The sequence below is a fragment of the Rhodomicrobium lacus genome (assembly GCF_003992725.1).
Classification (GTDB): Bacteria; Pseudomonadota; Alphaproteobacteria; order Rhizobiales; family Rhodomicrobiaceae; genus Rhodomicrobium; species Rhodomicrobium lacus.
In genome coordinates this window covers 324950-344332 of record NZ_RZNF01000002.1, presented here as the reverse complement: position 1 = coordinate 344332, position 19383 = coordinate 324950, and the positions used below count along the sequence as shown (strand labels likewise).

17 protein-coding genes and 1 riboswitch are annotated in these 19383 nt (G+C 64.1%); of the genes, 11 read left to right on the top strand and 6 right to left on the bottom strand.

What is annotated here, in order from left to right:
- The first annotated feature begins 2 nt into the window (after positions 1-2).
- Genes EK416_RS02325 through hypF form a run of 8 tightly spaced genes read left to right on the top strand, consistent with a single transcriptional unit; the run spans position 3 to position 10366 of the window.
- Positions 3-257, top strand: a complete 255-nt coding sequence (locus tag EK416_RS02325; RefSeq protein WP_127075874.1) for a HypC/HybG/HupF family hydrogenase formation chaperone — start codon at positions 3-5, stop codon at positions 255-257.
- Entirely contained in the window at positions 254-1366 is a 1113-nt protein-coding gene (hypD, locus tag EK416_RS02320) for a hydrogenase formation protein HypD (protein WP_127075873.1), read from the top strand. The genes EK416_RS02325 and hypD overlap by 4 nt, the downstream gene beginning before the upstream one ends.
- 55 nt (positions 1367-1421) lie before the next feature.
- Positions 1422-2471, top strand: coding sequence for a hydrogenase expression/formation protein HypE (gene hypE, locus EK416_RS02315; RefSeq protein WP_127075872.1), 1050 nt, complete (start codon positions 1422-1424; stop codon positions 2469-2471).
- A 58-nt stretch (positions 2472-2529) separates the two neighbouring features.
- Positions 2530-4032, top strand: coding sequence for a sigma-54-dependent transcriptional regulator (locus EK416_RS02310; protein WP_127075871.1), 1503 nt, complete (start codon positions 2530-2532; stop codon positions 4030-4032).
- A 41-nt stretch (positions 4033-4073) separates the two neighbouring features.
- Positions 4074-5453 carry a sensor histidine kinase gene (locus EK416_RS02305; RefSeq protein ID WP_127075870.1) on the top strand — a complete coding sequence of 460 codons (1380 nt, stop codon included), beginning with the start codon at positions 4074-4076 and terminating at the stop codon, positions 5451-5453.
- Positions 5443-6507: a hydrogenase small subunit gene (locus EK416_RS02300; RefSeq protein ID WP_281023851.1), complete on the top strand. Its 1065-nt coding sequence runs from the start codon at positions 5443-5445 to the stop codon at positions 6505-6507. Before EK416_RS02305 ends, EK416_RS02300 begins: the two co-directional genes overlap by 11 nt.
- A complete protein-coding gene (locus EK416_RS02295) occupies positions 6504-7949 on the top strand; it encodes a nickel-dependent hydrogenase large subunit (protein WP_127075869.1) in 1446 nt (481 codons plus the stop codon). The genes EK416_RS02300 and EK416_RS02295 overlap by 4 nt, the downstream gene beginning before the upstream one ends.
- Before the next feature lie 2 nt (positions 7950-7951).
- Complete coding sequence (gene hypF / locus EK416_RS02290) at positions 7952-10366, top strand: carbamoyltransferase HypF (protein WP_127075868.1); 2415 nt, start codon at positions 7952-7954, stop codon at positions 10364-10366.
- 102 nt (positions 10367-10468) lie between these two features.
- Here hypF and EK416_RS02285 read toward each other — a convergent pair whose 3' ends face one another.
- The 3 genes from EK416_RS02285 to EK416_RS02275 all read right to left on the bottom strand — a co-directional run bounded on the left by EK416_RS02285 (position 10469) and on the right by EK416_RS02275 (position 13011).
- On the bottom strand, positions 10469-11050 hold the full coding sequence (locus EK416_RS02285) for a Tll0287-like domain-containing protein (protein ID WP_127075867.1): 582 nt from the start codon (positions 11048-11050) through the stop codon (positions 10469-10471).
- A gap of 115 nt (positions 11051-11165) precedes the next feature.
- Positions 11166-12620, bottom strand: coding sequence for a siroheme synthase CysG (gene cysG / locus EK416_RS02280; protein ID WP_127075866.1), 1455 nt, complete (start codon positions 12618-12620; stop codon positions 11166-11168).
- A 190-nt stretch (positions 12621-12810) separates the two neighbouring features.
- Entirely contained in the window at positions 12811-13011 is a 201-nt protein-coding gene (locus EK416_RS02275; RefSeq protein WP_181952108.1) for a CsbD family protein, read from the bottom strand.
- Positions 13012-13172: 161 nt separating this feature from the next.
- On the opposite strand from EK416_RS02275, the gene EK416_RS02270 reads away from it, so the two are divergent.
- Complete coding sequence (locus EK416_RS02270) at positions 13173-13553, top strand: PRC-barrel domain-containing protein (protein WP_127075865.1); 381 nt, start codon at positions 13173-13175, stop codon at positions 13551-13553.
- A 45-nt stretch (positions 13554-13598) separates the two neighbouring features.
- On the opposite strand, the gene metZ is transcribed toward EK416_RS02270, so the two are convergent.
- Positions 13599-14792, bottom strand: coding sequence for an O-succinylhomoserine sulfhydrylase (gene metZ / locus EK416_RS02265; RefSeq protein ID WP_127075864.1), 1194 nt, complete (start codon positions 14790-14792; stop codon positions 13599-13601).
- Between the two features lie 40 nt (positions 14793-14832).
- Positions 14833-14910: riboswitch (SAM riboswitch) on the bottom strand.
- 255 nt (positions 14911-15165) lie between these two features.
- Here metZ and EK416_RS02260 point away from each other — a divergent pair.
- Positions 15166-15828: a hypothetical protein gene (locus tag EK416_RS02260; protein ID WP_127075863.1), complete on the top strand. Its 663-nt coding sequence runs from the start codon at positions 15166-15168 to the stop codon at positions 15826-15828.
- Positions 15829-16131: 303 nt separating this feature from the next.
- Here EK416_RS02260 and EK416_RS02255 read toward each other — a convergent pair whose 3' ends face one another.
- Together EK416_RS02255 and EK416_RS02250 are read right to left on the bottom strand one after the other, a co-directional pair.
- Complete coding sequence (locus tag EK416_RS02255; protein ID WP_127075862.1) at positions 16132-17577, bottom strand: amidohydrolase family protein; 1446 nt, start codon at positions 17575-17577, stop codon at positions 16132-16134.
- Between the two features lie 312 nt (positions 17578-17889).
- The gene (locus EK416_RS02250; RefSeq protein WP_127075861.1) at positions 17890-18252 is read right to left on the bottom strand and encodes a hypothetical protein; all 363 of its coding nucleotides are present in this window, start codon (positions 18250-18252) and stop codon (positions 17890-17892) included.
- A gap of 813 nt (positions 18253-19065) precedes the next feature.
- Here EK416_RS02250 and EK416_RS02240 point away from each other — a divergent pair.
- Positions 19066-19371, top strand: a complete 306-nt coding sequence (locus EK416_RS02240) for a glycine zipper domain-containing protein (protein WP_127075860.1) — start codon at positions 19066-19068, stop codon at positions 19369-19371.
- The last annotated feature ends 12 nt before the right edge of the window (positions 19372-19383 follow it).

Genomic DNA, 19383 nt, shown 5'->3' with positions numbered 1-19383 from the left:
CGGTGTGCCTCGCCATCCCCGCCGAAATCGTGTCCGTGAATGATGCCGCCGAAACCGCCGTCGTCGCGCTCGGCCCCGTACGCAAGGAAATCTCCATCGCGCTGATCGAGAACGCGAAGCCGGGCGAGTTCGTGCTCGTCCATGTCGGCTACGCGCTGCACAAGGTTTCGCCGGACGAAGCCGCGCGCACGATCGCCATGATGCGCGAAGCCGGCCTCGACGCGGAAATCGCCGAATTCGGGGAGGCCGCGCGATGAAGTTTGTCGACGAGTTCCGCGACGAAGCGCTGGCGAAGGGTCTCGCCGCCGCAATCGCGCGCGAGGCGAACCCGGCGCGGCGCTATTCCATCATGGAATTCTGCGGCGGCCATACGCACGCGATCTTTCGTTACGGCGTGCAAGATCTGATGCCGGAAAATGTCGGCTTCGTGCACGGCCCCGGCTGCCCCGTCTGCGTGCTCCCCATCGGGCGCATCGACAATGCGCTGGAACTGGCCGAAGAGCATGGCGTCATCCTCTGTTCCTATGGCGACATGCTGCGCGTGCCCGCGTCGAAGCGGCGGAGCCTGCTCAAGGCGAAGGCGGAAGGCGCGGATGTGCGCATGGTCTACTCGGTCGACGACGCGCTTCGCATCGCGCGCGACAATCCGGGCCGCGAGGTCTTGTTCTTCGCCATCGGCTTCGAGACGACCACGCCGCCGACCGCCGTGGCGCTGCGCATCGCCAGGGCCGAGGGGCTGAAAAACTTCTCCGTCTTCTGCAATCACGTGCTGACGCCCGCCGCGCTCAATCATTTGCTCACCGCGGCCGCCGTCGATGTCGACGCCTTCATCGGCCCCTCGCATGTGAGTTCGGTGATCGGCAGCCGCCCTTATGAATATTTCACCGAAACCTTCCGCCGCCCCGTCGTGATCGCGGGCTTCGAGCCGCTCGACGTGATGCAGGCCGCGCTCATGGCGATCCGTCAGCTGAACGCGGGGCACGCCGAGGTCGAAAACCAGTATATTCGCGTCGTCACGCGCGAGGGGAACCTGAAGGCGCGCGCAATCGTGGACGAGGTGTTCGAGCGCCGCGAAAGCTTCGAGTGGCGCGGGCTCGGCGCGGTGCCCGACAGCGCGCTGACGATCCGCGAGGCTTACGCCGCATTCGACGCGGAGAAGCGTTTTTCCATCGTCACGCGCTCCGCGCCGGACGCAAAGTCCTGCGAATGCGCGGAAATCCTGCGCGGCGCGAAGAAGCCGGTCGACTGCAAGCTGTTCGGCAAGGGCTGCACGCCCGACAGCCCGGTCGGCTCGTGCATGGTATCGTCCGAAGGTGCCTGCGCCGCTTACTGGACCTATGGCCGTTTCCGGCGGGAGGCCGCATGACCTCGTTTTTTCAACGTCCCTCCGGGGCAGGCCGAGCCTTGAGGAGCGCCATTCGATGAGCGTGATCGAGGCGCGGTTCAGCGCGCGCGAAGGCAAGCTGACGGGCGCGGTGGAGATGATCCACGGCGCGGGCGGCCGCGCCACCGCCGAGCTGATACGCACGCTTTTTCGCCGTCACCTCGACAACCCGCTTCTGGCGCAAGGTAACGATCAGGCCGCATTTCCGGTCGCGGCTGGCCGCATGGTGATGACGACCGATGCGCATGTTATCGCGCCGCTGTTCTTTCCCGGCGGCGACATCGGCTCACTCGCGGTTCACGGCACGATCAACGATGTGGCGATGGCGGGCGCGCGCCCGCTCTATCTTTCGGCTGCGTTCGTGCTTGAGGAGGGCTTTCCCCTCGCCGACCTCGACCGCATCGTCGCCAGCATGGCGCAAGCGAGCGGCGCGGCGGGCGTGCCCATCGTCACCGGCGACACGAAGGTGGTCGAAAAGGGCAAGGGCGACGGCGTCTTCATCACGACGACCGGCATCGGCATTGTACCCGACGGCGTCGAGATTTCGGGCGACCGCGCCCTTCCCGGCGATATGGTGCTGCTTTCGGGCAGCATCGGCGATCACGGCATCGCTGTGCTGTCCAAGCGCGAGAACCTTACCTTCGAGACGGAAATCCTCTCCGACAGCGCCGCGCTTCATACGCTCGTCGCGGACATGGTCGGGGCGGTGCCCGGCATCCGCGTGCTTCGCGACCCCACGCGCGGCGGCCTCGGCGCGACGCTGAACGAAATCGCGCAGCAATCGGGCGTAGGCATTCACCTCGACGAGGCCGCGATCCCGATCAAGCCCGATGTCTCGGCCGCGTGCGAACTTCTCGGCCTCGACCCGCTCTACATCGCGAACGAGGGCAAGCTGATCGCCATCGCGCCACCAGAAAAGGCACAGCTCTTGCTTGCTGTCATGCGCGCGCATCCCCTCGCGCGCGACGCTGCCATCATCGGCGAGGTCAAGCACGACCCTCACGCCTTCGTCCAAATGCGTACGAGGTTCGGCGGAAACCGCATGGTAGATTGGCTCGCGGGCGATCCACTTCCAAGGATATGCTGATGCAAGACTGTCCTCGTCATCTGCCCTTTTTCTGTCAAAGCGACTCCCGGAGAGCGCCATGACCGCGCTTCCGCCCGTGCTCGTGATCGACGACGAAGTTCGCAGCGTCGAGGCCCTCGAACGCATCCTCGAAGACGATTTCGACGTCAAGAAAGCCACAAGCGCACGCGAAGCCGAAGCCATCCTCGCCGACGAGGCTATTCAGGTGGTGCTGTGCGATCAGCGGATGCCGGACATTTCGGGCGTCGAATTTCTGAAAAACGTGCGAGAGCGCTGGCCCGACGTCGTGCGCATGATCATTTCGGGCTACACCCACGCGGACGACATCATTCAGGGCATCAACGAGGCGGGCATCTATCAATACGTGACGAAGCCCTGGCAACCCGACAGCCTCACCCTAACGCTCAAGAACGCCGCGCGGCTTTACAAGCTCCAGCGCGAAAACGAGCTTCTGGCCGTCGAACTGAGAATGTCCTCCACCCGGGCGGAGCGGGTCGTCGCCACGCGCCGTGCGGACCTGCGCGAGCTTTACGCGGGCGACGACGGCATCGTGCGGGAAAAGTCGAGCCCGATGAACGACGTCTGCGACCGCATGCGCCGCGTCGCGCCCTTCGACGTCTCGGTGATGATTACCGGAGAATCGGGCACCGGCAAGGAACTCATCGCGCGCGCCCTTCATTACAAGAGCCTTCGCTGGAACAAGCCGTTCGTGGTCGAAAACTGCGCGGCGTTGCCCGATGAACTCCTCGAAAGCGAACTTTTCGGGCACAAGCGCGGCGCCTTCACCGGCGCGGTCGAAGATCACATCGGCCTTTTCCAGCGCGCCGACGGCGGCACGGTCTTCCTCGACGAGATCGGCGAAGTGTCGCCGCGCCTTCAGGCGAAGCTGCTGCGCGTGCTTCAGGAGGGCGAGATCCGTCCCGTCGGCGGGCAGAAGACCCGCAACATCGACGTGCGCGTCATCGCCGCCACGAACCGCGACCTTGAAGCCGAGGTGCAGGCGGGCCGCTTCCGCGAAGATTTGTATTACCGTCTTGCGCCGGTCACGATCCACCTTCCGCCCCTGCGCGAGCGCCTGATGGACATCCCGCCGATCGCGCGCGCGCTCCTCGACAAGGCACAGAAGCAGCTCGGCAAGTGCGTCAAGGGCTTGTCGCCGGAAGCGGTGGCATGCCTCAAGGCGTACTCATGGCCCGGCAATGTCCGCGAGCTTCAGAACGAAATCCAGCACGCGCTCATCATGGGGCCGCAGGGCGGCGTGATCGGCGCGGAGCACCTGTCCCGGCGGGTGCAGCAGGCCGCGGCCAGCCCTTCGCCTGCGAAGCTCGATTTCGCGGGCGTCGATCTTTCGCTTACCGGTCTCGAAGGCACGCTGCGCGAGCGCATCGAGTCGGTCGAGGCGCAGATTTTGAAGGAAAGCCTCATCCGGCACCGCTGGAACAAGAGCCGCGCGGCGAAGGAACTCGGCCTGTCGCGCGTGGGCCTTCGCGCCAAGCTCGAACGCTACGGCCTCGAAAAGATCGAGGCGCTGCCGCTGGAGCCCGCCAAGAAGCGGGCCTGAGCATCCGCGCGCCGAAGACACGCGCATGAGGAAAACCGCCGATGCTGAAACAGCCCGAGCGCCCAGGAGACAGCCGCAGCCTCGTTGTGCGGGCCGGGGTGACGGGAGCGCTCGGCGACGGCGAGGCAGGCGAGGACGCGTGGATCGAAGTCATCCACAAGATGGATGCGGTCTATGCCGAGCTTGTTGAAAATCAGGTCGAGCTTGAAGCCAAGAACGCTGCTCTTGAAGAGGCGCAGGCGCTCATGGCGAGCGTATTCGCCTCCATGGCCGATGTGCTCGCCGTGTGCGACCGGGGCAATCGTATCGCGCGTGTGAACCGCGCCCTCGAAGCTGTCACCGGGCGTCGCGAGGCGAGTCTTGCCGGAGAGCCTTTCGCATCGCTGTTCGCGGCCGAAAGCGCCGGCCTCGTGGACGACATGCTGGCCCGTGCCCGCGAGGACGGCGCGGTGACGGATTGCGAGCTGTCCCTGCGCGACGCGGCGGGCGCGCCGTGGCCCTTCGCCATGAATTGCTCGGCGCGCTTCGACCACAAGGGCCGCTTCGCGGGCGTCGTCGTGGTGGGCCGCCCCCTCGGCGAATTACGCCGCGCCTATAAATCGCTCAACAACGCCCATCGGGAGCTTCAGGAAGCCCAGCAGCATCTCATCTTTTCGGAGAAGATGGCGGCGCTCGGCCGTCTCGTCGCGGGTGTCGCGCACGAACTCAACAATCCGATCAGTTTCGTCTTCGCGAACATGCACGCGCTGAAGAAATACGGAATGCGCATCCGCACCTATCTCGAAGCGGAGAACGCGGCGCTTTCCGGCGATGCGCTTGCGGCGCTGCGCAAGGATCTCAAGATCGACCGCATCCTCGCCGATATCGGCCCGCTGCTCGACGGCACGCTGGAAGGCGCGACGCGCGCAAGCGAGATCGTGCAGGATCTGCGGCGCTTTTCGGCGAATCAGGCGGAAGCGCCGGAGGATTTCGAGCTTGCGCGCGTGGTGCAGACGGCGGCGAACTGGGTGGTGAAAATCGCGCGCTCGCGTCAGGAGGTGGCGATCCGGGTGCCTGAGGGACTGACGGTGCATGCGCCGCGCGGCGCAATCCATCAGATCCTCGTCAACCTCATTCAGAACGCGCTCGACGCGATGGACGGCGATCCGCATCCGGTGATCGAGATCGACGCGACAGAGGATGGCAACGTCGTCGTGCTTCGCGTCCACGACCACGGTCCCGGCATCGCGCCAGACGACATGCAAAAGCTGTTCGAGCCGTTTTTCACGACGAAGCCCGTCGGCAAGGGGCTCGGCCTCGGCCTTTATCTGAGCTTCGGGCTGGCGCAGGATTTCGGGGGAGGCCTCGCGGCGGCCAACCACGAAGGCGGCGGCGCGGTGTTTACGCTGACCTTGCCGAAAGGAGTGCGGCATGCCGGGTGATTTGCCGCCCGATGCATCAGGGATCGCCGCGCGGGAAGCAGCGGATGAGCCCGGCCGCCATACCCTGTTCTGGCTGCAATCCGGCGGATGCGGCGGCTGCTCCATGTCGCTTCTCAACGCCGACAGTCCGGACCTGTTCGCGGCGCTCGACCTTGGCCGCATCGATGTGCTCGCCCATCCTTCGCTCTGCGAAGCCTCGGGCGAAGACCATCACGCGCTCATCGCCGAGATCCTCGCGGGCCGCCAGCCGCTCGACATCCTCTGCGTCGAAGGCGCGATCTTGCGCGGGCCTTCCGGCACGGGACGCTTTCATCTTCAGCCCGGCACCGGCAAGCCCGTGATGCGGCTTGTGGAGGAGCTTGCGCCCATCGCCCGCCATGTCGTCGCCATCGGCTCGTGCACGGCTTTCGGCGGCGTTTCGGCGGCGGGAGACAACGTCACCGAGGCGTGCGGCCTCGCCTTCGACGGCGCGGAGCCCGGCGGCCTTCTCGGCCCGGCCTTCCGCTCGCGCTCCGGCCTCCCGCCGATCAGCATCGCCGGATGCCCTACCCATCCGGGCTGGATCGTTGAAACGCTCGTGCAACTCGGCCACGGCACGCTCGGCGCATCCGACCTCGACGCGTTCGGGCGCCCGCGTTTCTACGCCGATCACCTCGTCCATCACGGCTGCACCCGCAATGAATTCTACGAATACAAGGCAAGCGCGAAGGAGCCGGGGCAGCTCGGCTGCCTGATGGAGCATATGGGCTGCATCGGCACGCAGGTCCACGGCGACTGCAACATGCGGGCATGGAACGGCGAGGGCTCCTGCATCCGCGGCGGCTATCCCTGCATCGGCTGCACCGAACCCCGGTTCGGCGAACGCGACGCGCCCTTCCTCGAAACACCCAAGCGCGGCGGCATTCCCGTGGGCCTGCCGACCGACATGCCGAAGGCATGGTTCGTGGCGTTGGCCTCGCTCGCCAAGGCCGCTACGCCGGAGCGCCTGCGCAGGAACGCGCTCTCGGAGCGCATCGCCGTCCCGCCCGGCAAGGCGTCGGGGAAACCCAAATGACACGCCTCGTCGCAGGGCCGTTCAATCGCGTGGAGGGCGACCTCGAAATCCGCCTCGACGTGGAGGACGGGCGCATCGCGGCGGCTTACGTGAATTCTCCGCTCTATCGCGGGTTCGAGCAGATCCTTGTCGGCAAGGCGCCCGCCGACGCGCTCGTTTATGTGCCGCGCATCTGCGGCATATGCTCGGTATCGCAGTCGATCGCGGCAGCGGCGGCGCTCGCAAACGCGCAAGGACTGAGGCCGCCCGAAAACGGCGCGCATCTGCAAAACATCGTCCTCGCCGCCGAGAACATCGCGGATCACCTCACGCATTTCTATCTGTTCTTCATGCCGGATTTCGCGCGCGGGATTTACGCAGGCGAGCCGTGGGCGAAGGCGGCGGCGCGCTTTCAGGCGATGGGCGGGGATGCGCAGCGGGAGTTTCTCCCGGCGCGCGCGGCGTTCCTGCGGATCATGGGTCTGCTCGCGGGGCACTGGCCGCATACGCTCGGCCTGCAACCGGGCGGCACGACGCGCGCCATCGGGCGAGCGGAGCAGACGCGGCTTCTAGGCTACATCGCGGGGCTTCGCCGCTTTCTTGAAGCGACATTCTACGGCGATGGGCTGGAAGCGGTTGCCGCCCTCGACAGCGCCGACGCGCTCGACGCGTGGGAGGCGGACGCGAGCGGCGGCGATCTCCGCGCCTTCCTCGCCTTCTCGCGGGGTGCCGGTCTTGAAAGGCTTGGCCCCGGCCCCGGCCTCTATCTCAGCTTTGGCGCCTATCCGCTGGACAGCCGACCGGCCTTCGCGCGCGGCGTCTGGGACGGCGGCGCGACCGGCCCGCTCCGCGAAGAGGATATCGCGGAAGACCATGCCCGCGCGTGGATGGTGCGCGCGGCGGAAGGCCCGCGCCCGCCATCGCGCGGGCTCACGCTGCCCGACGCCGACGCGGCCGACGCCTATAGCTGGTGCAAGGCTCCGCGTCTTGCAGGCCGCGTGGCCGAAACGGGAGCCTTCGCCCGCCAGCTCGTCGACGGACAACCCCTTGTCATGAGCCTGTCCACACGTTCGGGAAGTAATGCGCGCAACCGCGTGATTGCCCGCACCGTCGAGGTGGCCCGCCTTGTTCTCCTGCTGGAGCGCTGGACGGCGGCGGTCCGTCCCGACGACCCGTTCTGCGTCACCATGCCGATGCCCGACGACGCGCGCGGCGCAGGCATGATCGAGGCGGCGCGCGGAAGCCTCGGCCACTGGCTCGACATCCGCAAGGGCCGCATCTTCAACTACCAGATCATCGCGCCGACGACGTGGAACTTCTCGCCGCGCGACGGAAGCGGTCAGCCGGGCGCATGCGAGGCGGCGCTTGTCGGCGCGCCGGTGCGGCCGGGTGAGGCGACGCCCATCGCCGTGCAGCATATCGTGCGCTCCTTCGACCCCTGCATGGTCTGCACGGTGCACTGACCATGGCGGAGGCGGACGACATCGAAGGCATCTCGATCCGTGTGCGCGGTCTTGTCCAAGGCGTGGGCTTCCGCCCGCATGTGTGGCGGATCGCGCGCGAATTGGGCCTTCGGGGCGATGTGTCCAACGACGCGGAGGGCGTGCTGATTCACGCCTTCGGACCGCGCGCGGCGCTCGACGCGCTGCTCGACGCGATTGCCGACCGCGCGCCGCCACTCGCCCGCATCGAGCGCATCGAGACCGCGCCGCCGAGCGGCTGCGCGCCGGACGGCTTTCGCATCGTCGAGAGCGGCGCGGGCGACGTCACGACCGGCATCGTGCCCGACGCCGCCACCTGCCCCGCCTGCCTCGCCGACATCCGCGATCCCGAAAATCGCCGCTACCGTTACGCCTTCACCAATTGCACGCATTGCGGGCCGCGCCTGTCCATCGTACGCGCAATCCCTTACGACCGCGCGACGACGAGCATGGCGGCGTTCGAGATGTGCCCGGCCTGCCGCGCCGAATATGAAGATCCCGCCGACCGGCGCTTCCATGCGCAGCCGAACGCCTGCCCCGTCTGCGGGCCGAAGCTGCGGCTCGAAGGCGCGGACGGGGCGGCGCTTCCGCTCGCAGATGCGCGCGACGAGATCGAGGCCACCGCGCGGCTCATCCGCGACGGGGGCATCGTGGCGATCAAGGGCATCGGCGGCTTTCACCTCGCCTGCGATGCGGCGAATGAGGACGCGGTCGCGAGGCTCAGGGCACGCAAGCGACGGAGCGGCAAGCCCCTCGCGCTCATGGCGCGCGATGTCGCGACGATCGAACGTTACGCCACCATGGCGCCGCCTGAGCGCGCCGCCCTCGAAATCGCCGGCGCTCCCATCGTTTTGCTTTCCCGCCGCACCGACGCGCCGCCGCTCGCCTCCGGTATCGCGCCCGGCCAGACGACGCTCGGCTTCATGCTCCCTTACACGCCGCTGCATCACCTGCTGATGGACGATGTGCCCGGACCCGTCGTGCTGACCTCCGGCAACGTCAGCGACGAGCCGCAATGCATCGCGAACGATGAGGCACGCAGGCAATTGGCCAGCATCGCCGACGCTTTTCTGACGCACGACCGGGACATCGTGAACCGGCTCGACGACAGCGTGGTGCGGCTGGCGGCGGGTCGCGTCCGTACCATACGCCGCGCGCGAGGGCTCGCGCCCGCGCCACTTTCGCTGCCACAGGGGTTCGAGCGCGCGCCCGCCGTGCTCGCCATGGGCGCCGAGCTGAAATCCACCTTCTGCCTCGCAAGCAACGGTCGGGCCGTCGTTTCGCAGCACATCGGGGACCTTGAAAACGCCGCCACGCACGCCGATTACCGCGCGAACCTCGCGCTTTTCGAGCGGCTGTTCCGTTTCGCGCCGGATATCGTAGCCGTGGACGCGCATCCCGATTACCACGCGACGCAACTTGGCGAAATCCTGACCGCGGAGCGCGGGTTGCCGGTCGCGCGGGTGCTGCATCACCACGCCCATGTTGCGGCGGCGATGGCGGAACGGGGCGTGCCTCTCGACGCGCCGCCCGTGCTCGGTATCGCGCTGGACGGCCTCGGCATGGGCGATGGCGGCGAACTTTGGGGCGGCGAGTTTCTCGTAGCGGATTATCGCGCCTGCCGCCGCGTTGCCGGCTTCGCGCCCGTGCCGCTCATCGGCGGAGCGAAGGCCATGCGCGAGCCATGGCGGAACCTTCTCGCGCATCTGCACGTCGCGCTCGGCTGGGACGAGGTATCGAAGCGCCAGCACGACATCCCGATCCTGCGTCGCCTCGCCGCGAAGCCCGTCGCGCCTGCGCTGCAAATGATGGCGCGCGGTTTGAACGCTCCGCCCGCTTCGTCGGCCGGTCGACTGTTCGACGCCGTGGCCGCCGCCCTCGGACTCTGTTTCGACGAGGTCACCTATGAGGGGCAGGCGGCAGTGGAGCTTGAGGCGCTTGCGGCGACGGCAATCGCCGACCTGGAGACTGTCGAAGCGTGGGGCGCCCCGCACTCCGACCCGATGACCGCAGAAGACGCCCCGGGAGCGCGCCCCATCGTCTCGCCGTTCCCGACGGGCGGAGGAAACGCCTCGAACGCGCCGATGCGCCTCGGCTGGTCCTTTCTGTGGCGTGCCGTCCTCGCCGATCTGGAGAAGGGCGTCGCGCCCGCAATCGTTGCGGCGCATTTCCACATTTTCCTCGCCGAAACGCTGGCTGATGCCGGTCGCCGCCTCGCCCGTCGCGAGGGCTGCGTCACCATCGTCCTGTGCGGCGGCGTGTTTCACAATCGCCTGCTGCTCGAACAGGTGTCAGCGCGGCTTGCCTGCGATTTCGAGGTGCTCGCCCCTGCCCTGTTCCCGGCGGGAGACGGCGCTATTTCGCTCGGGCAGGCTGTCGTCGCCGCCGCGCGCGGGTAGCTTTCGGTTGGTTCGACCTGACCGCGGGAGCCTTCTTCCGCGTAGCATTTCCGCCTGACGGATGTCCGTGCGATCGGTCGAATCGAGTCAGGGCGCTCGGAATTACGGCAGGGGCTTCGACAGCGTGAAAGCCCCCCGGATGTCGCCCGCGCTGTAGCCCGTCGCCTTGTCGTCGGGATAAAGTTCCGCGAGCTTCGCCTTGACGGGCTCGGCAAGGTTCGTCCCGTGGCATGCAAGGCAAGGCTCTGCCGCTGTCGGAATTGCCTTCATATAGCGGAAGCGGCGTGCTCCATCGCTTTCCAGGATTTCGGCGCGTTCGAGCTTCGCCGGATCGGCACCGCCCGCTTTCGCGGCTTCAAAGCGGGCGAGCGTTTCGGTCTCCCACGCGTCGGGCGCGGTGGCTGGATTGCGCAGCTTGAGCGAGGTGCGCCGCACGATCCACCCGCCAGCCGACGCCTCGGAGGCAATCGCGGGCGCGGCGGTGTTGCAGACGCCGATGGCGGCGACGGGGCCGCCCTCTTTCATCGCGGCGACGAGTTCGCCCTTCAGCCTGTCGGCGAAGCGGCCGACGATGCCCCGTGCTTCGGATGCGAGAGCCTCGGGAGTTGCCGTTTCTCCCGCGTCAGCCGCCGCGATGCCGAGAATCGCCGTGCAGATCGTGACCGCGCCGATCCGAAAAATCATGATGCCCCTCCGGTTTTGCTGCTACCGCCCTAAAGGCGGTATCGCATGCCAATATATTCGCTGGTACGCATATATCATGCTCGCAAACAGCGGAAGACCGCAAAAAGAATACCGGCTAAAGAGGAGGCAACAGCGATTCCCGTACTTGCGCATTTGCGAATGTACCCGGGTCGTCGCGTGCCGTTCCGCCCGGACTGACGAGCCTGTCGCGCAAGGTGACGACGGTGCCGAGAATGACGAGCGCCGGGCCGCGAATGCCCTCGCTCGCGGCCGCTCCGGCGATGGTCTCGACCGTGCCCACAACGACGCGCTGATTCGGCCGCGTTCCGTTCTCCACGATGGCAGCGGGAAGCGCGGGGTCGCCGCCATGGGCGACGAACTGTTTCATCAGGAATTCAAGCTGGCCAAGCCCCATAAAGATGACGACGGTCTGATGCGGCTGCACGAGCGCTTCCCAGCCGAGGCTCAAGCCGCCGCCGCTTCGCGCGTGCCCCGTCACGAACACACAGGCCTGCGCGTGATCGCGATGCGTCAGCGGAATGCCCGCATAGGCCGCGCAGCCCGCCGCCGAGGTGACGCCCGGCACAACCTGCACCGGAATGCCCGCCGCAGCCAGCGCCTCGATCTCCTCCCCGCCTCGCCCGAACATGAAGGGATCGCCGCCCTTGAGGCGCAGCACGCGCTTGCCCTCCTTCGCGAGTTGCACGAGCTTCGCGGAAATTTCCTCCTGCGTGACTGCATGCCTGTCCGGCTCCTTGCCGACATAGATATGCTCGGCCTCGCGGCGCACGAGATTCAGGATGCCGGGCGGCAGCAGGCGGTCGTAGAGCACGACGTCGGCCCGCTGCATGAGGCGGAGCGCGCGGAAGGTCAGAAGGTCCGGGTCGCCCGGCCCTGCCCCCACGAGATAGACCTCGCCCTTCGCAAGCGCCGTGTCGTCAGCCGCGTCGAGCGCGTTTTCGAGTTCGGCCCGCGCTTCATCCTCGCGCCCCGCGAGAAAGCGGTCGGCCACGCGGCCTTCGAGCGCCCTTTCCCAGAAGCGGCGGCGTTGCGAAAGGTCCGAAAGCCGCTCTCCGAGGCGGTCGCGATATGAGCCGACGAGCGCGACAAGGCGGCCATAGGCGGCGGGGATTGTGCTTTCGAGCCGTGCGCGGATCATGCGCGCGAAGATGGGCGACGCGCCGCCGGTCGAAATGGCTATCACAAGCGGATCGCGTTCGACGATGGCGGGCATGATGAAGTCGCAAAGCTCGGGCGTGTCGGCGACGTTGACGGGCACGCGCGCAGCACCTGCGAGCGCCGCCATCGCCTCGTCTTGGGTCCGGTCGCCGGTCGCGGCGAAGGCAAGCGCGAGGCCCGCCATGTCGCCGGGCGACGGGGCCCGCGTCTCGTGCCTGAAATGAGGATCGTCAATAAGGGCGCGAAAATCGTCGCTCAGATGGGTGGCGAAGACGCGGACGCGCGCGCCCGCGCGAAGGGCAAGCTCCGCGCGACGGGCTGCGGGCGCGCCGCCACCGGAGACGGCAACGTTTTTGCCCTTGAGTTGGAAGAAGATGGGAAGCTGTTCCACGGGTCGGCTCACTTTTTGGGCTGTAGGGCTAACCCATCGCGCGCGGTTTTGCGCGGGAAAAATGATGCCGTGCCATACAAGGTGACGATTCGGCCGTCCTGGCAGTTCGCCCCCGCCCCGCGAAACACGAAAAGGCCCGCGCGAGGCGAGCCTTGTTCGGTGCGGCTCAAGCCGCCAAAGCAGAAGCGTGTCAGTGAAGCGAACGATGCCACTCGTCGACCTGACGCTCCGCTTCCTCCTTGGTTACGCCATAACGTTCCTGAATTTTGCCGGCGAGTACTTTGGCATCGCCCTTGGCTTCGGTCAGGTCGTCGTCGGTAAGCTTGCCCCATTGCTGTTGCACCTTACCCTCGAACTGTTTCCAGTTCCCAGAGATCTGATCCCAATTCATGGATATATCCTCCGTTTGACTGAAGAGGTGAACGATTTCCTGCGGGGAAAGTTCCAGGCGACGGTTGAAACCTTGGACAGAGCCTTGGCTTATTTGCTGCCGAAGCGGCGGCAAGGGAACGAGACCGCCCGGGCCTTGTTTCGCGCGGAGGAGGACTGAACATGTCAACAGACGCGATAAAACCCGGCCGGAAGCTGATTTCGAGCGACGATGTCGAAGGCGCTTATGTCTACGGCGGCGACGATGAGCGGATCGGAACGATCGAGGAAGTCATGATCGATTGCCTGGGCGGACGTGTCGCCTATGCCGTCGTGGACTTCGGCGGATTCCTTGGCATCGGACGGAGCGAGCGCCCCATTCCGTGGTCGGCGCTGAGCTACGACGCGGACCTCGACGCTTTCCGCACCGACATAACGAAGGAACAGCTCGAAAACTCGCCGCCGCTCGACGACGACAGCTTCGCGAACGCGGACTGGGAAAGCCGCACGCACGAGCATTACACCGTGCAGCCTTACTGGTCGAACCCGTCGATCAATCGGTGAAGATGAGCGAATACCGGAGCGCTGGCGCTCCGGTATTGGATGCGATCAAATTCCGGCGAGTGCCTGCGCTATGTCTTCGATGAGGTCGTCCGGGTGCTCAAGACCAACAGAAAGCCTGAGCGTTCCCGGCGTGATGCCAAGTTCCGCCTTGGCTTCGTCCGACAGTTTCTGATGGGTGGTCGTGGCCGGGTGCGCGATCAGCGACTTGGCGTCGCCGAGATTGTTCGAGATCTTGATAAGGCGCAGTGCATCCATGAACCGGAACGCGGCGTCCTTATCCACGTCGAGCGAGAAGGCCACCAACGGGCCGCCGGATGCCATCTGCCGTTTCGCGAGCGCCGCCTGCGGATGGTCCGCGCGGCCCGGATACATCACGCGCGCGATGCCGCGCTGTTCGCTCAGAAAATCCGCGATCTTCGCCGCGCTTGACGTTTCGCGCTCGACCCGCACGGGCAAGGTTTCGAGGCCCTTCAGCAGCACCCAGGCGTTGAACGCGGAGAGTGTCGGGCCGGTCTGGCGCAGAAAGCCCTGCACATGATCGGTGATGAATTTCTCGGTCGACAGAATGACGCCGCCGAGGCAGCGCCCCTGCCCGTCGATGTGCTTGGTCGCCGAGTAGATCACGACGTCGGCGCCGAACTTGAGAGGCCGTTGCAGAAGCGGCGTCGCGAAGACGTTGTCCACCATCAGGATCGCGCCCGCGTCATGCGCGATGCCGGCGACGCCTTCGAGATCGACGAGATCGAGCGTGGGGTTCGCGGGGCTCTCGCAGAACAGCACGCGCGTATTCGGGCGGATGGCAGCGCGCCAGGCATCGAGGCTGCTGCCGTCCACGACGGTCGATTCGATGCCAAAGCGGGGAAGGATATCCTCGATGATGGCGCGGCTTGCGCCGAAGACGGCCTTCGCGCCGATCACATGATCGCCAGCCTTGAGGTAGGAAGCGAGCGAAGCGAACACCGCCGCCATGCCCGAAGCCGTGCCGCGCGCGGCCTCGGCGCCTTCGAGCGAGGCGATGCGCGTCTCGAACATGGTAACGGTCGGGTTGCCGTATCGGCTGTAGACATAGCCTTCGGCCTCGCCCTTGAAGCGGGCTTCGGCCTCGGCGGCGCTTTCATAGGTGAAGCCGGAGTTCAAATAGAGCGCTTCCGAGGTCTCGCCGTGGGGCGAGCGCAGCGTGCCTGAATGGACGAGAAGCGTATCTTGATGGAGGCCGTCGGGCCCCTGTTGGTCGGACATCGTCACTCTCTCATGGGCGCTAAATGCCGTAAGCCTTCGGGAGAGAGGGCGAGCGGCCTTTTAGCAATTTGTTTAGCGTGGCTGCAAGCCGGCCGGCAAAAGGACCACGTTCTGCATAGAAAACGCCGCGTTGCGTCTCATGTCAAGAGGCGGCGGCGGTTGCGAGCGGATTTACGGAGCCTGGAACGAGGCCGAATGCGGTCATTGACGGGCGCTCGAAGCGGCAGCAATTAGAGGTGGTGAGCAGACATTTCTTCTTGCCCTTTTTGTGGGTTCAGCTCCAAAAATCTCTTATTGCCTCCAATCGGCATAGCGTTCGGTCGCGATGGACGCTAGTAGGTGCTGCGCAAAGGTTGATTCCAAGGTATAAAGCATGACGGCCACTAAAATTTGGTACTTCATCAAATTCTTCAGCGAAGAACGGTACGCAGAATCATTTATGCGGGGGCAACTTTACCTAAATCGTCTTTCGTATTTTAGGAAACTGGAGTGTTCCATCGATGATGATGGCAGGGCGGACACGCATGAAGGCGTTGCAATGTGGTGGCAGCCACAAGATATTCGTATAAATCTGAGTGTTCCCGGAATCGGTGATATCGAGATAACAAAAGATGACTTAGCAGCTCCCGTCTCAACATCTTATCAATACCACGAAGACCTACATATAATTTGTCTATATTCTATATATACTAACGGATATGGTGCAGTAGATGGAAAATTCCATCTTGACAAAGAGCAAGCAGCGGATTTCCAAAGCCAGATTTTGATTGATGAGCGATGCCTGAAATTTGGTTCATATGCCGTTATCACGCCCGCCGTACCATTCCTGGCCCAGGTCAAGGAAGCGTTGCAGCGTCGCGGTCAATGGTTTCGAGGGAGTCTCGTGGAATACTATGACGATGAGATGTTCCACGGCGAATTTGCATCGCAAGATGTAGCATTCAAGAAGCAAAAGCAATTTGCCTATCAAAAAGAATTCAGGATATGCCTGCAAACAGGCACACAAGGAGAAGACCCTATTTTCCTCGAGGGTTAGGGATTTAAACCACATAAGCGCGAAGATGAATTCTTCAAAACTCAACGATATTTTTGAACTCAAATTAGATAAAACCCCTGCAATAGCATCACACGAAACTCCCTAAACCAACAGCTAACCTGCAAGGTGTTTTGCATGATTGGCGACAGCCGTTTAATGCTTCTAGCTTAATTTCCGCTTGTTGGGGCTCTCCGGCATTAAGTTCGAAGATTCCGAACGGCTGCTATCGCCCCCTCTCCGCCTTCGCCATCCAGCCGATTCCGTGCCGGAACCGGCTGGATCGCCAAACCGCTGCAAAAGCGATTACGCGGCAAGCGAGGCGGGCCGTTCCGCCGCGATCGGCCGCGCGCAGGCCCATTTCGCCACCTGCTGGATGTCGTAGAAGCGGCAGGCCTCCATGAGCATCCGGCATTCGGTCCACACATCGCCGTCCACGATGGGCATGAACAGGTCGTGGATGTTGTCGACGCCGAGATAGGTCCGCACGCCCGCCGCGAGCAGCTTCGGGAACGGCGCGATGGAATTGTGCAGCGGCGCCGTCATCGGCAGTTGCGCCATGCTGAGCGCGGCGGACGGACAGATCACGATGCCCAAGTCGGCGTCGAGGATCTTCTGGATGATGCGGTCCTGCTCGCGCTCGCTTTTCGCGCCGAGCGAAATCGCATGGACGCCGAAGACGCGGCCCTGCATGCCGTGCTCGATGGTCTTTTCGGCGAGAAGCTCCGTCTCGTTTTCGAGCGGATTGTTCTCCTGATCCACGTGCACGTCTACCGGCTTGCCGAGGCGTTTCGCGAGGTCGAGGATCGTGTCGAGATGCGCTTCGGGGCGGGGACGGTCGCGCGAGGGGAGCCCTCCGCAATAATCGGCCATCGCGCAGGCTTCGGCGTATTGCTCGTAGGACGCCGGGTCGAGCACACCTTGCAGCGGTTGCACGCCGACCTCGAAGTGAATTTGATCCGCATAGCGCTTCTTCACCTCGACCGCCGCCTTGATCGGCAGCAGCCCCACGGTCGAGTCCGCGTCCACCATCGTCCGGCAATAGGTCACGCCTTGCGCGATCATCGTCTCAAGGCCGCGGCTGATGCGCTCGACGAGGTCGTCGTGGGTGTAATTTTCCTTGAGGTAGCGGTAGATCTCCCATTTCTTCTGCATGTCGACCTGGCTGAGACGCAGGTTCTCCATGTTGACGAGGTAGGCCTTGTCGAAATGGGCGTGATGGCTCGCGAAGCCGCCAAGCTTCTCGACCGCCTCCATGAAGTGAAGGCGAAGGTTCCATGGCTCGGAGTTGTCGGAGAGCTTGTAGCGGAAGGTGCCCTTGTTGGTATCCCGAACGATCTGCTGCAAGGTCTCGATGCCGACGTCGCAATCGGTGATGAGCGGGATGCCGTTCTCGATACAGAGCTTGCGGATGAGCTTGGCGTCGGACGATTCATCGTAGTCGTTGTCGCCAGTCAGCACATTGATGACGAGATCGAAGCGGTTCTCGTTCAGGAAGGTGCGGATGTTCGGCGCGCGTCCATCGGTGATCTTGTGAATTTCAACCGTGTCGATACCATGCCGCGTAAGAAACCTGTGCGTGCCCGGCGTTGCAAAGACATCGACTTCAAGGCTTAGAAATTGCTGGATCGCGGGAAGCATTCTTGCCTTGTCGTCCTCCTTGCCCGCGCTGATCAGAACTTTTTTTCTGCTCTTTCGCCCCAAAAGCTTAAGATTGAAGGCGAGCATTTCCAGCGATATACCGTCGTTCATTCCATTTACCCCTTGCGTGATATTCCCCCCTTGTGCTACGTCTCCGGCTTCTCCTTCTTCCATGCGCCGATGAACTTGCCGAAACTTGCCCCTCCGCAAATGGCCGCATGGTGATGAAATGCGCCTCGCTCGTCAATGACGAAATCGCACTTTCGGGAAAATTCACGTTTTTGGGAAATTCAATCCGGCGTTCGCGTATCGCGACCGCGCGTCTTGCGGATGGCTGGCGTTCGGGAAAAGTCAAAACATTGCGATAGGCGCCGAGATCCGCGGCGCTGACGTTCTCCCGCCTTGCGGCCGGGAGCGGCGTGCTCAGGCGGGGGGCTTCAGCAGGAAACCGGCCTTGTTCATGCACGCCGTGAAGGTTGCGGCGTACATCTCGTCCGCCTGCCGCCGCGTCCGGATCGTCGCACCGAGATTGACGTTGTCGCCGGAGGACGAAGCCCGTTGCGAATGGTCGGACTGTCCCGCCTTCTGCACGGAAACGCTCGCCGCGAGCGCCTTGGCCTTGCAGTCGTTTTCGGCGAATTGCTGGGCGAGTTCCCGCTCCGTTGCCGTCTTGTACCGTTCCGGCTCGGTCAGAACAAACTGATTCGCTGTCGGGGCCGTCGTCGCCGTGGGAGCGCAGGCGACGGCGACGAGCGGCAATGCCATAAGCGGAAACGAACGCAGCACGGGATTTCGATCCCTGATCGATAGGATTTTATGTGCTTTAGCAACAAAATGCGCCGAGTGGAAGCCTGAGCTTCGTCCATGCTTAACGGGCGGCGGTCGCCATGCTCAGGCTACGGGGGGAATGGCGCGCCATAGACAGTGAAGATGAGAACTCCTATGTGCTGCGCTACAACAACTGGTTGGTCAAGGTCGGGTCCACCAAAATTTAGAAAAACAACTGAGCTAGGATCAGCATCATACATTTCACATGCTTTTCGCATCATGCCGATTGAATGTGATCCGATCCATAGCTGGGATTTCCCGGGTCGGAGCTCTGTCAATTCTCCGAGCAAAGCGCCTTTGACTTTGGTATTCATATGACTTTATCTGGAATATCACAAATCACCAGATTAGAAAATCTGCGAAATTCCTTTAGTCGTTCGCTCGATATACGCAGATCCCCCAAAAAAGTCATCTTGCATGAGCATTAAATAGATTTACAAAATGTATCCATTCAAACAACTCCACCAGCCCCCCGTAAAGCCCCGCGCGCCGATCCAGTATTCATCGATCTCCGCGACGTCGAGGCTCGCCACCAGCACACCCTCGTCCGTGTCGGTAAGTCCGCGACGAACTCGCCCGTGTCGTCGGCGATGAGCGCGCCCCGCCAAGTCTTACTCTTGACCAAATTTCGCGGGAGACTTGGTCAACACGTTTTTATCGGCAGTAACGCAACGTGAGCCGCACATTTCAACAGAATTCGCCCTGCGCGAGGCGTCGACCAGCGGGCGGGCGAAAGGTGTGCAGCCACGAACGTCGGAAAGGGGCGCAGCAATGCTTAAGAAAATCGGGCTGGCGGCGATGTTGGGGTTGGCGGCGACGATGCCGGCGCAGGAAGCGAGCGCGCAGGATGCTCTTGGCGGGGCGCTGTTTGGCGGCGCGGCCGGCGCAATCCTCGGCGGCGCGGTTGGCGGCGGCCGGGGAGCCGCTATCGGCGCCATCGTCGGCGCGGGAACGGGAGCGGCCATCGCCGCCGAAGGCGAACGCCGCCGCAGCGGCTATTATTACTACCGTGACGGCTGCTATCTGCAACGCCCCGATGGCGTTTGGGTCCGGGCGCATCCGCGCTATTGCTATTAATCGGGGATAGTC

What these genes read in the sequence shown, in the direction of transcription:
- EK416_RS02255 (WP_127075862.1), bottom strand. Translation starts at nt 17,577, where the DNA reads ATGAACGACGGTATATCGCTGGAAATGCTCGCCTTCAATCTTAAGCTT.
- hypD (WP_127075873.1), top strand. Translation starts at nt 254, where the DNA reads ATGAAGTTTGTCGACGAGTTCCGCGACGAAGCGCTGGCGAAGGGTCTC.
- EK416_RS02305 (WP_127075870.1), top strand. Translation starts at nt 4,074, where the DNA reads ATGCTGAAACAGCCCGAGCGCCCAGGAGACAGCCGCAGCCTCGTTGTG.
- EK416_RS02275 (WP_181952108.1), bottom strand. Translation starts at nt 13,011, where the DNA reads ATGAATTGGGATCAGATCTCTGGGAACTGGAAACAGTTCGAGGGTAAG.
- metZ (WP_127075864.1), bottom strand. Translation starts at nt 14,792, where the DNA reads ATGTCCGACCAACAGGGGCCCGACGGCCTCCATCAAGATACGCTTCTC.
- EK416_RS02295 (WP_127075869.1), top strand. Translation starts at nt 6,504, where the DNA reads ATGACACGCCTCGTCGCAGGGCCGTTCAATCGCGTGGAGGGCGACCTC.
- hypF (WP_127075868.1), top strand. Translation starts at nt 7,952, where the DNA reads ATGGCGGAGGCGGACGACATCGAAGGCATCTCGATCCGTGTGCGCGGT.
- EK416_RS02310 (WP_127075871.1), top strand. Translation starts at nt 2,530, where the DNA reads ATGACCGCGCTTCCGCCCGTGCTCGTGATCGACGACGAAGTTCGCAGC.
- EK416_RS02270 (WP_127075865.1), top strand. Translation starts at nt 13,173, where the DNA reads ATGTCAACAGACGCGATAAAACCCGGCCGGAAGCTGATTTCGAGCGAC.
- EK416_RS02300 (WP_281023851.1), top strand. Translation starts at nt 5,443, where the DNA reads ATGCCGGGTGATTTGCCGCCCGATGCATCAGGGATCGCCGCGCGGGAA.
- EK416_RS02285 (WP_127075867.1), bottom strand. Translation starts at nt 11,050, where the DNA reads ATGATTTTTCGGATCGGCGCGGTCACGATCTGCACGGCGATTCTCGGC.
- hypE (WP_127075872.1), top strand. Translation starts at nt 1,422, where the DNA reads ATGAGCGTGATCGAGGCGCGGTTCAGCGCGCGCGAAGGCAAGCTGACG.
- EK416_RS02240 (WP_127075860.1), top strand. Translation starts at nt 19,066, where the DNA reads ATGCTTAAGAAAATCGGGCTGGCGGCGATGTTGGGGTTGGCGGCGACG.
- EK416_RS02260 (WP_127075863.1), top strand. Translation starts at nt 15,166, where the DNA reads ATGACGGCCACTAAAATTTGGTACTTCATCAAATTCTTCAGCGAAGAA.